Source organism: Kineococcus rubinsiae (assembly GCF_011839805.1).
In the GTDB taxonomy this organism is placed as follows: Bacteria; Actinomycetota; Actinomycetes; order Actinomycetales; family Kineococcaceae; genus Kineococcus; species Kineococcus rubinsiae.
This window is the reverse complement of the sequence record NZ_VWPY01000028.1, coordinates 1-13,421: the sequence shown is the minus strand read 5'-3', so window position 1 is coordinate 13,421 and position 13,421 is coordinate 1. Positions and strand designations below refer to the sequence as shown.

14 protein-coding genes are annotated in these 13,421 nt (G+C 76.7%); 4 read left to right on the top strand and 10 right to left on the bottom strand.

Annotation, left to right across the window (positions count from 1 at the left end):
- Positions 1 to 3 precede the first annotated feature (3 nt).
- The 5 genes from F1544_RS13925 to F1544_RS13905 form a co-directional block, all read right to left on the bottom strand.
- Positions 4 to 744, bottom strand: coding sequence for a glycosyltransferase (locus F1544_RS13925; protein WP_208971885.1), 741 nt, complete (start codon positions 742 to 744; stop codon positions 4 to 6).
- Complete coding sequence (locus F1544_RS13920) at positions 741 to 2,159, bottom strand: PIG-L family deacetylase (protein WP_167586355.1); 1,419 nt, start codon at positions 2,157 to 2,159, stop codon at positions 741 to 743. The genes F1544_RS13925 and F1544_RS13920 overlap by 4 nt, the downstream gene beginning before the upstream one ends.
- Positions 2,156 to 3,097 carry an acyl-CoA dehydrogenase family protein gene (locus F1544_RS13915; RefSeq protein WP_167586353.1) on the bottom strand — a complete coding sequence of 314 codons (942 nt, stop codon included), beginning with the start codon at positions 3,095 to 3,097 and terminating at the stop codon, positions 2,156 to 2,158. The genes F1544_RS13920 and F1544_RS13915 overlap by 4 nt, the downstream gene beginning before the upstream one ends.
- A 231-nt stretch (positions 3,098 to 3,328) precedes the next feature.
- Complete coding sequence (locus tag F1544_RS13910; protein WP_167586352.1) at positions 3,329 to 5,530, bottom strand: IPT/TIG domain-containing protein; 2,202 nt, start codon at positions 5,528 to 5,530, stop codon at positions 3,329 to 3,331.
- A gap of 119 nt (positions 5,531 to 5,649) precedes the next feature.
- Positions 5,650 to 6,144 carry an NUDIX hydrolase gene (locus tag F1544_RS13905; RefSeq protein ID WP_167586350.1) on the bottom strand — a complete coding sequence of 165 codons (495 nt, stop codon included), beginning with the start codon at positions 6,142 to 6,144 and terminating at the stop codon, positions 5,650 to 5,652.
- Between the two features lie 68 nt (positions 6,145 to 6,212).
- Between F1544_RS13905 and F1544_RS13900 the strand changes: the two genes are divergently transcribed.
- The 4 genes from F1544_RS13900 to F1544_RS13885 are packed head-to-tail and all read left to right on the top strand — an operon-like array spanning position 6,213 to position 9,283.
- Positions 6,213 to 7,271, top strand: a complete 1,059-nt coding sequence (locus tag F1544_RS13900) for an FAD-dependent oxidoreductase (RefSeq protein ID WP_167586348.1) — start codon at positions 6,213 to 6,215, stop codon at positions 7,269 to 7,271.
- Between the two features lie 4 nt (positions 7,272 to 7,275).
- On the top strand, positions 7,276 to 7,935 hold the full coding sequence (locus F1544_RS13895; RefSeq protein WP_308470069.1) for a pyridoxamine 5'-phosphate oxidase family protein: 660 nt from the start codon (positions 7,276 to 7,278) through the stop codon (positions 7,933 to 7,935).
- 50 nt (positions 7,936 to 7,985) lie between these two features.
- Complete coding sequence (locus F1544_RS13890; protein WP_167586346.1) at positions 7,986 to 8,771, top strand: HEAT repeat domain-containing protein; 786 nt, start codon at positions 7,986 to 7,988, stop codon at positions 8,769 to 8,771.
- Complete coding sequence (locus F1544_RS13885) at positions 8,768 to 9,283, top strand: putative immunity protein (protein WP_167586344.1); 516 nt, start codon at positions 8,768 to 8,770, stop codon at positions 9,281 to 9,283. Before F1544_RS13890 ends, F1544_RS13885 begins: the two co-directional genes overlap by 4 nt.
- Before the next feature lie 15 nt (positions 9,284 to 9,298).
- On the opposite strand, the gene F1544_RS26395 is transcribed toward F1544_RS13885, so the two are convergent.
- The 5 genes from F1544_RS26395 to folP all read right to left on the bottom strand — a co-directional run.
- On the bottom strand, positions 9,299 to 11,200 hold the full coding sequence (locus F1544_RS26395; RefSeq protein ID WP_167586342.1) for a SpoIIE family protein phosphatase: 1,902 nt from the start codon (positions 11,198 to 11,200) through the stop codon (positions 9,299 to 9,301).
- Between the two features lie 146 nt (positions 11,201 to 11,346).
- A complete protein-coding gene (locus F1544_RS13875) occupies positions 11,347 to 11,820 on the bottom strand; it encodes a DUF3180 domain-containing protein (RefSeq protein ID WP_167586340.1) in 474 nt (157 codons plus the stop codon).
- Positions 11,817 to 12,308, bottom strand: coding sequence for a 2-amino-4-hydroxy-6-hydroxymethyldihydropteridine diphosphokinase (gene folK, locus F1544_RS13870; protein ID WP_167586338.1), 492 nt, complete (start codon positions 12,306 to 12,308; stop codon positions 11,817 to 11,819). Before folK ends, F1544_RS13875 begins: the two co-directional genes overlap by 4 nt.
- Positions 12,305 to 12,718, bottom strand: coding sequence for a dihydroneopterin aldolase (gene folB / locus F1544_RS13865; RefSeq protein WP_167586336.1), 414 nt, complete (start codon positions 12,716 to 12,718; stop codon positions 12,305 to 12,307). The genes folK and folB overlap by 4 nt, the downstream gene beginning before the upstream one ends.
- Positions 12,715 to 13,421, bottom strand: a 707-nt coding sequence (folP, locus tag F1544_RS13860) for a dihydropteroate synthase (RefSeq protein WP_167586334.1), incomplete at its 5' end; no start/stop codon positions are given. The genes folB and folP, both read right to left, overlap by 4 nt.

Sequence of the window (13,421 nt, the reverse complement as noted above, 5' to 3'; positions counted from 1 at the left end):
GGCTCAGGCGGTGCGGAGGTCGTGCGCGACCCCCGCCGGGGCCCGGCCCACGCGGCGGTCGCTCGTGACGACGGGGCAGGCGACGGTCGAGACGACCCGGGTTCCGCGCAGGCGCGCCACGGACTCCGCGAACCGGGTGTCCTCGTGCGCGGAGAGGGCCCCGAAACCGCCCGCGGCCAGGTAGGTCGAGGCCCGGACCCCGAGGTTCGCGCCGTGCACGTGCCGGTGCGTCGCGCCGTGGATGCCGGCCGCGTACCGGCTGCGCCACAGGGCATTGCGGTCACCGGCACCGGCGGGCGGGAGGTCGACCACGCCCAGGACGAGGTCGGCCCCGGCCGCGGCGTGCTCCATCTGGTGCGCCAGCCAGCACGCCGGGACGAGGGAGTCCGCGTCGGTGCACGCGACCCACGTCCCCGCGGCGCCGCTGCGGTGCAGGCCCTCGGCGACCCCCGCGGCGCGCGCGGCCCCGACCCCGACGGGTTCCGGGCCGGGGACCAGGACGCGGGCCCCGGCCGCGCGGGCGGCGGCCGCGGTGTCGTCGCGGCAGCCGTCGGCGACCACCAGCACGTCCACCGCGACGGCGACCCGCCGGGCCGCCTCCACCACCGCCGCGACGCACGCCCCCACGAGGGCCTCCTCGTCGCGGGCGGGCACGACCACGAGGACGCGCTCGACCGCCTCGCGGCCGTGGACGAGATCGCGGGCGGACGCCGGCCGGCGAGGTTGCGCCGACCCGGCCGTCACGGGGTGAGCCCCTCCGCGCGGGCGACGGAGACCGCCGGGGCGGGGACGAGGACGTCCAGCAGGAAGTCCTCCTCCTCGTGGTGGGCGAGGACCTGCACCCCGGGCTGGGCGCGCAGGACGCGGTGGACCTCGTCGCCGGTGCTGGGGTAGCCCTCGACCAGGTGACGCCAGTGGCAGGCCACGAGCACCCCGTCCGGGGCCAGCGCCGCCACGGCCGCGGCGGCCAGCTGCTGCAGGTCCTCCGGGCCGCAGTAGTAGGCGACCTCGGCCATCACGACGAGGTCGAACGTCCCGGCGGGCCAGTCCCGCGGCACCACGCCCTCGCGCAGCTCGACGCGGGACCCGCTGCCCCGCAAGCGCTCCGCGGCCAGGGCCAGCGCGGACGGCGACGCGTCGAGGGCCAGCAGCTCCTCGCACCGCTCGGCCAGGCCGACCGTGGCGACCCCCGCGCTGCAGCCCACCTCCAGACCGCGACGGAACCTCCTGCGCGGCAGCACGGCCAGCGTCAGGTCGCGCTTGCGCTGCTCGTACCAGCGGTCCTCGAAACCCCACGGGTCGTCGCCGTTGCCCGCGTAGAACTCTTCGAAGAACGCCGCGTCCAGGCTGTCGCGGCCCGCCGGGCCGTCGGTGAGGAACACCTCGAACCCGCGGGTGAAGTGGGCCAGGACGGAGGCCGGCAGGAGCACCTCGTCGCCTGCCGCGGGCGAGAGCGGGGCGACCTGACTGGTGTGCTCGGCCAGAGCGGTCAGCTTGCCCTGCAGCACGTCCGGGGCCAGGTCGAGTCGCACGGCGGACGTCCACGGGACCTCGGGGCCACCGGGCCGGGCCCAGTGCCAGGCCCACACGGGGTAGTTCCAGAGGCGCGCCCCGCTGCCCTCGACGGCCCCGGCGGCGGCGTGCGCGGCGGCCTCGTGGTCGGGGTGGCGGTCACCGGCCCAGGGCGCGACGACGAGGGAGCCCGGCCCGACCAGGGTGCGCAGGTGCGCGGTCAGGGCGTCGACGTGCTCGGTCAGGGCGCCGTCGCCGAGGTGCAGGAGGTGCAGCGCGGCCTGCGGCGCGAGGAGGTGGACGGCCCGCTCGACCTCGTCGGCGCGCACCCCGGCCAGCTCCGCCCCCGTGTGCGTCGTCGAGGCGGGGTGCGAACCCTCGCCGTCGGTGGCGACCACGACGTCGACGCGGGCGCCGGCGGCCGCCGCGGTCGCCAGCAGTCCCCCCGCCCCCAGGGTCTCGTCGTCGGGGTGCGCGGCCACGAGCAGCAGGTGGGTGACGCTCGACGCGCCGGCGGCGGGGAGGTCGCGCAACCCCGGCCACGCGAGCCACGACGCCTCCGCGGTGCCCGGGCCGTCGTGGGTGAAGGCCGGCCCGTCGAGGGCTGCGCCGTCGAGGGCTGTGCCGTCGAGGGCGGGGAGGCTCACGCGGGCCACCCCGTCGTCGTGCGCGGCATCGAGGCGAGGGCCGCCACGTCGCGCTCGGCGTGGTGCTGGCGCAGGTACACCGTGAGGTCCGCGACCCGGGCGGCGTGCGCGGCGTCCAGCGCGAGCGGGGCCGGCCCCAGGGCGTGGCCGACGGCCGTGAGGACCCGTTCCGCGGCCCCCGCGACGTGGGCGCGGGTGCGGGCGGCGAGCAGCTCCCCCGCGGCACCCTCAGCCTGCCCGCCGTCGATCGCGTCAGCCGCGGCCTCCAGCGCCAGCCGGGCGACGTCGAGGTCGAGGTCGACCGCGCCGCGGTGCCACAGCGCGAGCTGGTCGGGTTCGCGGGTGCCGGCGGACAGCGCGCGGGCGACCCCGACGGCGCCGCCGAACCAGCACGCCGCGACGCCCGTCCCCCCGTGCGCGAACCCCGGCCGGCGCAGGTACCACCCGGCATCGCCGACGGGTTCGGCCGCCACCGCCATGAAGCGCACGGGTCCGCTGGGGACGTCGACCAGACCCCGCGACGCCCAGGTGCCCTCCAGGACCTCGACGCCCGGGTCGCCCAGCTCCACCCGGAACAGCCGGCGCCCCTCGTCGGTGTGGGCGGTGATGAGGGCGTGGGAGAGGCGCCCGGCCAGCGAGCACCACGGCTTGGTCCCGGTGAGCAGCCAGTCGCCGCCGGCGGTGGGCACGGCGTCGAGGCGGACGCCCGAGGCTTCGGCCGCGAACACGCCCCACGTGGAACCGGGCGGCAGCGCGGACGGCGGGGTGCCGTGCTCGGCGAGGATGGCCACGGCATCCAGGTGGGCCTCGAGGACCCGGGCCGTGGTGAGGTCGTCGGCCGCGGTGCGGGCCAGGAGTTCGAAGCGCTCCCGGGTGCGTCCCGCCGCCGGCAGGGGCGTGGACACCGTGAGGGAGCGGGCGGTCGCGAGCGCGTGCACCGTGGGCGGTCCTCCGGGGTGGGCCCGCGGCAGCTTCCACGGGCGAGGGGTGCGTCTGCCACGACGGCGGACCGCTCCGCACGCTACGACGGACCGGACCGTCCTGCGCGGCGAGCCGGACCGCGGGAGCCGGCGGCGCTCGGTGGGCGGGACCCGGGACGCAGGAAGGCCCCGACCGGGTGGTCGGGGCCTTCCGCGTGCTCAGGCGGCGCTGTCTAGATCAGGCAGTCCTCACGCGACCGTGAAGGTCGTGGTGAGGGTCGCGCCGGTCCCCGCCTGGACGGAGACGAAGTACTCACCGGCGGCCAGGGCGGTGGGCACCGTGAAGATGCCCGTCGCCGGGGCGTAGGTGCCGGTCACCTGGGTCGAGCTCGCGAACGTGCCCTTGAACAGCTTGACCGTGGTGGCGGTGTTCAGGCTGTCGCCCGTCAGGGTGACCTTCTTGTCGGCGTAGGCGGCCGACGTGAGCTTCAGCGGCGCGATGAGCGTGATCTTGGTCGCGGTCGACCAGGTCTTGCCGTCGAGGCTGACCTGGACGGAGTACTCACCGGCGCCGAGGTCCTTCGTGGCCGTGAACGAGCCGGCCGTGGCGGCCGTCGTCGTGATGGCGGTGCCCTTGATGTCGGCGAGGTCCGCCGGCTCCGTGTCCGACTTGTAGAGGCGCGCCACGGTGGCCTTGGTCAGGCCGGTGCCCGTGAGGGTGACGACACCGGTCGTGCTGGTGTAGCCGACCTTGGTGAGGGTCTGCACGAGCTTGACGGTCGCGGTCGGACCGGTCCACGTCGTGCCACCGTCGGTGCTCAGCTCCACCGTGTAGTCACCGGCGCCCAGGTTGCCGGCGAGGGTGAACGTTCCCGCCGTGAGGGACGTGGCCTTGACGGCCGTGGCCGTGGCCGCGTCCTTCGCGGCGTCGTCAGCGCCGACCGCGTAGACGCGCGCCTTGAGGTTGCCCGTGAAGTTGGTGCCCGTCAGGGAGACGGTGGCGTCCACCGGCTTGGACCCGGTGACGGCCTCCGCGTAGCTCGCCTTGGTCAGGGTGGTCGGGAGACCGGCGGACGTGAGCACGTACGTGTCCGAGTTCTTCGCCGCCTGCGTCTTGACGACCACGTCGTACTTGCCGGCGGGGAGGGTCGGGAGGATGAACGACGCGCTGGTGCCGTCGACGACGGTGACCGCGGTCGCGGGAACCGTGACCGTCTTGCCGAACTTGCTGTCCGCCTGGGGCGTGAGGACCACGTTGACCAGGCCCGTGAGGTCGGTGCCCGTGAGCGTGTACTTCGTGGAGGTCGCGACCTTCACGTCGGCGACCTGGTCAGCGTCCGTCACCGTCGACTGGACGGGGATCTTCCACTCGAACTTGTCGTCGGCGCCGCCCGTCGTGGAGACGACGCCGGTGCCGAGGACGATGTGGCCCTCGATGCCCTTGTCACCGTCGGCGAAGGCGATGTACTTGGCGTCCCACTTGGGGACGACCAGCTTGAGGCCGGTGAGCGCGCCCGCCTTGTCCTTGACCGGGGTGACGGCGACGGGGACGTTGACCGTCTTGCCACCGGTCGTGAACTGGAAGCTGGCGGTCTTGACCAGACCCAGGTTGGCGCCCGTCACCGCGACGGTCGTGGGCTGCGTGGTGAGGCCGCTCTTGACGTCGGTGGAGAACGTGGGGGTCGTCGCCTCGAAGGTGACGTAGCCGGCGTAGGCGGACCCGGCCTTGGTGGTGACGACGACGTCCTGCACGCCGACGAGCCCGGCGGGCGCGCTGAACGTCAGCTTGTCGTCCCCGGACCCGGCGACCTCGACCTTGGTGACCTTGGCCGGCTTGCCGCCGACGACGACCTGGTTGCCCGTGGCGGTGACCTCGAAGCCCTCACCCGTGACGGTGGAGCCGGTGCTGCCGGTGTCGGAGCTGTACCCCGTGTCCGACAGGACCTTCGTGGACGGCGCGGCCTGCACGTACGTGTAGGCGGGGCCGACCTTCGCGTCGCCGACGACGACGACGACCTTGAGCTGCGCGGCGGTCGTGCCGGTGGCGGCGGTGGCCGCGGGCACCTTGACCTCGAGCGCCCCGGTCGAGAGCGCCGTGACGTCGGCGTCAGCGACGGTCGACAGCGGGGTGAAGGCCTTGGTCTTGGGGTCGATCGTGCCGAACTTGACGGTCTCCGCCACGAACTTCGTGGGGTCGGTGCCGTCGACGGTGGCCAGGCCGGTGCCCGAGACGAGGATCTTGTTGCCACCCTCCTGCGCCCCGGTGGCGACGGAGAGGCGCGAGACGACCTGCGCCGGCGCCGGGTCAGCGGCGACCAGGAACACGGAGGGCGCGGCGGCGCGGGCGACGGAGGGAGCGGCGGCGAAGGCGGGGACCGCGATGCCGGCGGAGAGCGCGAAGCCGGTGAAGACGGCAGCCATCCGTAGCGTCGTCTTGGGGGCGTGGGACATGGGGAGGTGCTCCTGGTTCTTCCGTGAGTGAGGGAGCGTGCTCACTGAAGATCGGGTCCACCCTCGGCCGACCTGAGCGCGAGATCGGGCCGTCACCCGAACGGCGGTGGCCGCCCGGCTCAGCCGGAGGCGTCGCGAGCGGTCGCCTCAGGGAGCAGGTCGAGCAGCCGATCGAGCAGGGCCACCTGACCGGCGACGAGCTTCAGGCGCGCCACGTCGGGGGCGAACCACTCCGCGCGGTCGATCTCGGGGAACTCCTGCAGGCGGCCCGACCGCGGCGGCCACTCCACGGTGAACGTTCCGCTGCGCACGGCGGCCGCGTCGAGGTCGCCGCGCACCGCCCACGCGGTGACGACCTTGCCGCCGGACTGGCGGACCTCGCCCAACGGAACGGGTTCCCCCGTCGGCACGGGAACCCCCAGCTCCTCCTGGAACTCCCGCACCGCGGTGGCGAACAGCTCCTCGCCGGGTTCGGGTTCCCCCTTGGGGATCGACCAGGCGCGCTCGTCCTTGCGCGCCCAGAACGGCCCGCCCATGTGCCCGAGCAGCACCTCGACGCCTCCGGCCGGGTCGGTCCGGTGCAGCAGGATCCCGGCGCTCTGCTTGGTGGGCACCCGCCCAGTCTGGCGTGCTGCCGGAAGCGTTCCCCCGCGACCCGACGGCGGCGCAGTAGCGTCGCGGGATGCGAGGGCGCGCACTCATCGTGGGCGGGGGCATCGCCGGGCTGGCGACGGCGCGGGGCCTGCTGGCGGGCGGCTGGGACGTCGAGGTGCGGGAGCGCGCCGACGGTCCGCCGACGTCCGGGTGGACGCTCGGCATGTGGCCGCAGGCCCTCGCGGCGCTGGAGGAGCTGGGGCTCGGCGACCTCGTCCGCACCGGGAGCGCCGTCGCGGCCGGCGGGGAGCTGCGGCGGCCCGACGGCCGGGTCCTCGTGCGGGTGACGCCCCGGACGGCCGTGCGGCTCGTCGAGCGCACCGCCCTGCTCGCCGCGCTGGCCGACGGGCTGCCCGACGGCGTCGTGCGCTGGGGTGCTCCCGTCGCCGGTGCGGCGGACCTGCCGGCGGCCGACGTGGTCGTCGCGGCCGACGGGGTCGGCAGCGTCCTGCGCCGCGACCTGTTCCCCGCGGTGGGGCGGCCGCGCGCCCTCGGCACGATCGCCGTCCGCGGGGTCGCCGCCGGACCGGCGACGGCGCTGGCCGAGACCTGGGGCCCGGGTCGCGTGTTCGGCACGACCGCCCGCCTGGACGGGCGGACCAACGTCTACGCGTGCTTCCGCAGCGACCTGGCCGGCCCCGCGGAGCTCGCCTCCCCGAAGGAGCTGCTGCGCCGCGTCTACGCCGGCTGGCACCGCGGGGTCGTGGACACCGTCGAGGACCTCGAGGAGGCCACGCTCGACGCGCGGCCGCTCCTCGACGTGCGCCCGCCGGCGCACACCTCCAGCGGCCGCACGGTGCTCGTCGGTGACGCCGCCCACGCCATGGCTCCCCACCTCGGGCGCGGGGCGTGCGAGTCCCTCGTCGACGCGGTCGCCCTGGCGCGGCAGCTGCGCGGGGCCCCCGACGTCGCGTCGGCGCTCGCGGCCTACGACGCCGAGCGCCGGCGGCCCGCGGCCCGGCTGGTCCGCGCGTCGCGGCTGGTGCACGACGTGAGCACCGCCCGGCGGCTCACCGGCCCGCGCGACCTCCTCCTCGGCGCCGTCGGCCGGGTCGCGGCCGCGCGTCGGGCCCCGGGTGCAGACTGAGCCCGTGGACACCGCGGGCACGGGGACAGCCGACCACCAGCTGGACGTCGTCGCGGACGAGGCCGAGCTGCGGGCGCTGCTGGGCGAGCCGATGCCGGCGGCGCTGGCCAAGGAGCGGTCCCGGCTGCACGACCTGGACCGCGAGTGGCTGGCCGCCTCACCGTTCTGCCTGCTGGCCACGGCCGGCGCCGACGGCACGTGCGACGTGTCCCCGAAGGGTGACCCCCCGGGTTTCGTCCTGGTGCTGGACGACACCACGGTCGCGATCCCGGAACGGCCGGGGAACCGCCGCGTCGACGGGTTCTGCAACATCCTCACCAACCCCCACGTCGGGCTGATCTCGTTCCTGCCCGGCCGCGGGGACACGCTGCGCATCAACGGCCGCGCCCGGCTGGTGCGCGACGCGCCGTTCTTCGACCGGATGGTCGTCCAGGGCCACCGCCCGGTGCTCGCCGTCGTCGTCGAGGTCGAGCAGGTGTTCTCCCACTGCTCCAAGGCGTTCCTGCGCTCGGACCTCTGGAAGCCCGAGACCTGGGACCCCGCGGCCGTGACCGGGCGGGCCGCGATCGCCAAGGCGCTGGAGCGCCCCGAGGCCGACGTCGCCGACCTCGAGCGCTACTACGGCGAGGAGTACGCGGCGGGCCTCTACCGGACGTCGCCCTGACCCCCGAGCAGGCGGCCCTGCTCGCCGCGGGCGACGACCCCGACGCGCTCGTGGCGGCGGTCGACGCCCTCGGCGACGTCTGGGAGCCGGACAGCGCGGCCGTGCTCCTGGACCACGTGCCCCTCACGCACCCCGACGCCCGGATCCGGCTCGCCCTGGTGCGGGCCCTGCCCGGTGGGGCCGTGGTGGCGGGCGGCGCCCTGACCGGGCGGGTCGTCGACGCGCTCGTCGCCCTCACCCGCGACGAAGAGCCCCGGGTCCGCGACTGGGCGGCGTTCGGCCTGGCCCAGGTCGAGGCCGACACCCCGGCGGTCCGCGACGCCCTGGTCGTCCTGCTCGACGACCGCGACCCCGACGTCCGCTCCGAGGCGATGCTGGCGCTGGCCTCGACCGGCGACGACCGGGCGCGGACGGCGCTGCTGGCCCGCCTGGGCAGCGGCACGAACCTCACCCTCCTGGAGCTCGAGGCCGCGGTCGTCCTCGCCGACCCCGCGCTGCACGCGGAGCTGCTGCGCCTCGCGGAGGACTGGGCGGGCGACGACGACGAGTTCACCCCGCTCCTCGACGCCGCCCTGGCCCGCAGCCGGCCGGGCGCGGCGGACGACGCCCACGCGGCCGAGGTCGCCGTGGTCGGGGCGGTCCGCCGTGCCGTGCCGGGACTCGCCCTCCTCGAGCTCCGCGGCGCCTACCCGCGCACGGTGCTGCTGGCCGCGCGCGAGCCCGGCGACGCCCCCGTCCTCGTCCCGCTCTGGGCCCGCGGCGAGGACCCCGGCGCCGACCGGCGCGAGAGCGCCGTGACCGCGGTCGTCGAGGGCCTCCGCCCGCCCTCCCCGTGATCCTCCCGCCCGTGCGGGACCCGCGGCTCGTGACGGAGCGCCGGGGCGGCACCCTCACCGACGACGACCACCACGCCCTCGCCCGGTGGGCGGCCGCGTGCGCCGAGCACGTGCTGCCGCTGTTCGAGGAGGTGGCCCCCCTGGACCCGCGTCCCCGGGAGGCGGTCGAGGCCGCCCGCGCCTGGGCCCGCGGCGAGCGGACGATGACGGCGACCCGCGCCGCCGGCGGGCACGCCATGGGGGCGGCGCGGCCGCTGCGGGGTGCGGCGCGGTGGGCCGCGTACGCCGCCGGGCAGGCCGCGTGCGTCGCGCACGTCCCGGAGCACGACCTGGGCGCCGCGGCTTACGCGATCAAGGCGGTCCGGGCGGCGACGCCGGCCGACGGGGCCTCCGCGCGGGGGCGCGCCGAGCGGGACTGGCAGCGCCGGCAGCTCCCCGCGCACCTCGTCGAGCTCGTCCTCAGCGACCAGGAGCGGCGCAACCACCTCTGCTGGTGCGTCTTCGACGACTGAGCGGCGCCCCGGCCGTCAGGGCCCCGCTTCGGGCGGCACGTCCCCGGGATCCCGCTGCGGGCCGGCCGCCGCGGGGCGGGGACGGTCCTGGCGGTGCAGGCGGACGGCGATCACCGCGACGTCGTCCTCCGGCTGGGGCGGCAGCATGCGCGCCAGCACCCGGTCGACCAGGGTGTCCAGGTCCGGGCCGTCCGCGCCGAGCTCGCGCAGCGTCTGCGCCAGGAGCTCGAGCCCCTGCTGCAGGTCCTGGTCGCGGCGCTCGACGAGGCCGTCGGTGTAGAGCAGCAGCGTCGCCTCCCGCGGGAGCAGGTGGACCGTCTCCTGGCGCGCGCTGTCGGGCACGACCCCCAGCAGCAGGTCCGCGTGCTCGGTGCTGACGACCTCCACCGTGCCGTCGGGGTGCAGGAGCATCGCGGGCGGGTGCCCGGCGTTGGACCACCGCAGCTGCGTCAGGCCCTCGCGGCGCTCGTCCGGGTCCTGCTCCAGCCGCGCCACGATCGCGGTGGCGGTGGTGCCGAGCTGCAGGTGGGCCATGGCCCGGTCGGTCTTGGTCAGGACGCTCGCGGGCGACTCGTCGTCGAGCACCCCGATCGTGCGCAGGACCGTGCGGACCTGCCCCATGGTGGCCGCGGCGAAGGTGTCGTGCCCCAGGACGTCACCGATGACCACGACCGTGGCCCCGCCGGGCTGCACGAACGCGTCGTACCAGTCGCCGCCGACCTGCGCGGCCGTGGCCGCCGGCTGGTAGCGCACGACGACCTGCGTGTGCTCGGACTCGGGCGGGCTGGTCAGCAGGGCCCGCTGCAGGGCCGCGCTCATCCGGCGGTGCTCCGCCGCGTCGCGGCGCTCGACCTCCCGGGCCCCCAGGCGCGCCAGCGTCTGCGCGCACTGGGCGGCGAAGCCCTGCAGCAGCACCTCCTGCACGCCGGAGGGACGCTGGTCCCGGCTCCAGCTCACGGCGAGGCAGCCGAGCCGCTGCTCACCGGTCGTCAGCGGCAGCACCACCCACCACGACTCCTCCCGGTCCCCGCTCCCCTCGGCCGAGCCCGTCACGGGGTGGCGACCGTCGTGACCGAGGACGGCGCGGACGGTGGGTCCGTCCGGGCCGGACGTCCCGGGCCGGTGCGGGCCGCGGCCCGCGCGGGCGGTCTCGCACACCGGCAGGGTGCTGTCGTGGGGGACCGACCCGGGCGACCCGCCGTCGCCGTCGCTGAGGCGCCACGCCGGCCTGCCGGCCTCCTCCGCGCGGGAGACCAGCGTGGTGCTCTCCGCGCCCAGGACCTGCGAACCCGCCCGGACGACGGTCCGCTCGACCTCGGCGACGGTGTCGGCCGCGGCCAGCGCCATGGCCAGCTCGCTCAACCGCGCGAGCTGCGCCACCGCCCGCTCCCGCTCGCCCTGGGCGACCTGCAGCTCCTGCATCCGCCGGTAGAGGTCCCCCTCGACCGCCTGCACCCGCTCACGGCCCAGCTGGACGTCCGCGCGGGCCTGCCGCCGCTCGAGGACGTAGTCGGTGACGTCCTCGACCCGCTGCAGCACCGCCACGACGTCCCCCTCCGGGGAGGTCAGGGGGCAGATGATCAGCGACCAGAACCGGGTGAGCACCTGCTCGGTGGCGAGGTCGCGCACGGCGTACTCGAACAGGGGCAGGGGCACGGTGCGCCCGCTGTCGCGGGCTTCCTCGAAGGCCAGCTGCAGCGGGTTGCGGCCCTGGTCGTCGAGGCTGTCCGGGGCGGGCGGGAAGGCGTCGAACGTCCACCGCCCCAGCAGGTCCCCGCGCTCGCGCCCCAGCAGCTCCAGGTACGCCTCGTTGGCCTCGACGATGACGAGGTCCGGGTCCACGACCAGGTAGGCGGTGGGCAGCGCGCGGAAGAGGTGCGCGACGTCGAGGACCTGCCCGCCGGCTGGTGCGCTCACGCCGTCTCCCGTCGCCTGCCTGGTCCGCCCGCAGCGACCGGGAGCCGGGTCGTCGCCCTCCCTGGTTGCCCGACCATCGTGCCAGGTCCGCACTGCCCCGGCAGATCACTCGTGACGGTCCGTCACGAGCGGCGGAGGTCGGCCCGTCAGCCGCGGGCCAGGGCACCCCGGTCGTCGTCGTCCTCGGGCGGGACGCGGCACCAGCGCTCGACGAGCAGGCCGGCGGCCAGCAGGACGCCGGAGGCGACGAGGTCCGCGAGCCCCAGGACGAGCTGGCTGCGGCGGGCGGCGATCTCGACCGTCGGGACGAAGTGCACGACGTAGCCGGCGAAGAACCCCAGCAGCAGCGCGCCCGCGTACGAGGACGCCTTGGCCAGCGCGGCCGTGCGGGCCGCGCGCAGGGCGTCGATGCGGCGGCTCCGGTCGCCGCGCACCCACTGCCGCACGGGCCAGCCGACGCCGAACACCGCGACGGCGAGCAGCCCGACGGTCAGCACGGTGCGCCACATGAGCTCCGGCTCCGTGCCGCCGCGGGCGGTCCAGATCCGCAGCGCCGACCACGTCAGGGCCGCGACGACGACCGCCACCGCGGCGAGCGCACCCGCGCGCGAGGGCCTCACCGCACACCCGCCGCGTCGGGCGCGACGGCGAGGAGGTCCGCGACCCGGCCGCCGCCGGGGCCCGGGAGCACCGCGTCCGGGTCGACCTGCGCCCACGGGGCCAGCACGAACGCGCGCTCGTGGGCCCGCGGGTGGGGCACGACGAGCCGCTCGTCCGCGGCCACGAGGGAGCCGTAGGTCACGACGTCGACGTCGAGGACGCGCGGCCCCCAGTGCACCTTGGTGCTCCGGTCCAGCCCGTGCTCGGCCTCGACGCGCTGGCACGCGTCCAGCAGGGCGTGCGGGGTGAGCGTGGTGTCCACCAGCACGACGGCGTTGAGGAAGTCCGGCTGCTCGGGGCCGCCCACGGGGTCGGTCTCGACCGTGGCGGACACCGCCGTGACGTCGATGCCGTCGGTCGCGTCCAGCGCGGCGACGGCGGAGGCGAGCACCGCGGCGCGGTCGCCCAGGTTCGAGCCGAGGGCGAGGACGGCGGCGACGGGGCTCACGCGCGCACCCGGCGCACGACGAGCTCGACGTCGTCGAACGGCACGGGGATCGGCGCGTGCGGCTTGTGCACGACGACGTCGACGGCCGCCACGAGCGGCGACGCGGCCAGGCAGCGCGCGGCGACGAGCTCGGCCAGGCGCTCCAGCAGGGCCACCGGCTCCCCCGCGAGGACGTCGACGAGCTCCTGCGCGAGGACGCCGTAGTGCACGGTCTGCGTGAGGTCGTCGGTCGCGGCCGCGCCGCGGACGTCGAGGTGGAGCGCCACGTCGAGGGCGAACGGCTGGCCCAGCACCCGCTCGGACTCCAGGACGCCGTGGTGCCCCACGGCCCGCAGGCCGCGCAGGACGATGCGGTCGAGCACCCGCCCCTCGGCGTCGAGGACGGGACCGGCGGCGTCGAGCGAGCTCACGCGGGGACCTCCTGACCGGCGCCGGACCACGCGGCGGCGACGCGGACCGCCGCGGCCGAGGCCCGCGGCTCGTGCACCCGGACGCCCCACGCGCCGGCGGCGGCGGCGAGCGCGGAGATCGCCGCCGTGGCGTCGTCGCGGTCGGCCGGCAGCGCGCTGACGAACCGCTTGCGCGAGGCCCCGACGAGCAGCGGGCAGCCGAGCCCGGCGAGCTGCGGCAGGGCGCGCAGCAGCGCCCAGTCGTGCACGGCGACCTTGGCGAAGCCCAGGCCCGGGTCGAGGACGACGCGCTCGCGCGGCACCCCGGCGGCCAGGACCGCGTCCAGGCGGGTGGTCAGCTCGGCGCCGACCTCGGCGACGACGTCGTCGTAGCGGGCGAGGGAGGTCATGACGTCGGAGTGCCCGCGCCAGTGCGACAGGACGTAGCGCAGCTCGGGGACCGCCTCGGCCAGCTCCGCCACCGTGGCCGCCATCGCCGGGTCGGCCAGGCCGCCCGAGACGTCGTTGACGACCACGGCGCCCGCCGCCACGGCGGCGCGCGCGAGGCCGGCGCGCATGGTGTCGACGCTGACGACGACGCCCGCCGCGCGCAGGCCGCGCACGACGGGCAGGACCCGGTGGGCCTCCTCCTCGGCGCTGACCCGCACGGCCCCGGGCCGCGTGGACTCCCCGCCCACGTCGACGAGGTCGGCGCCCTGCGCGG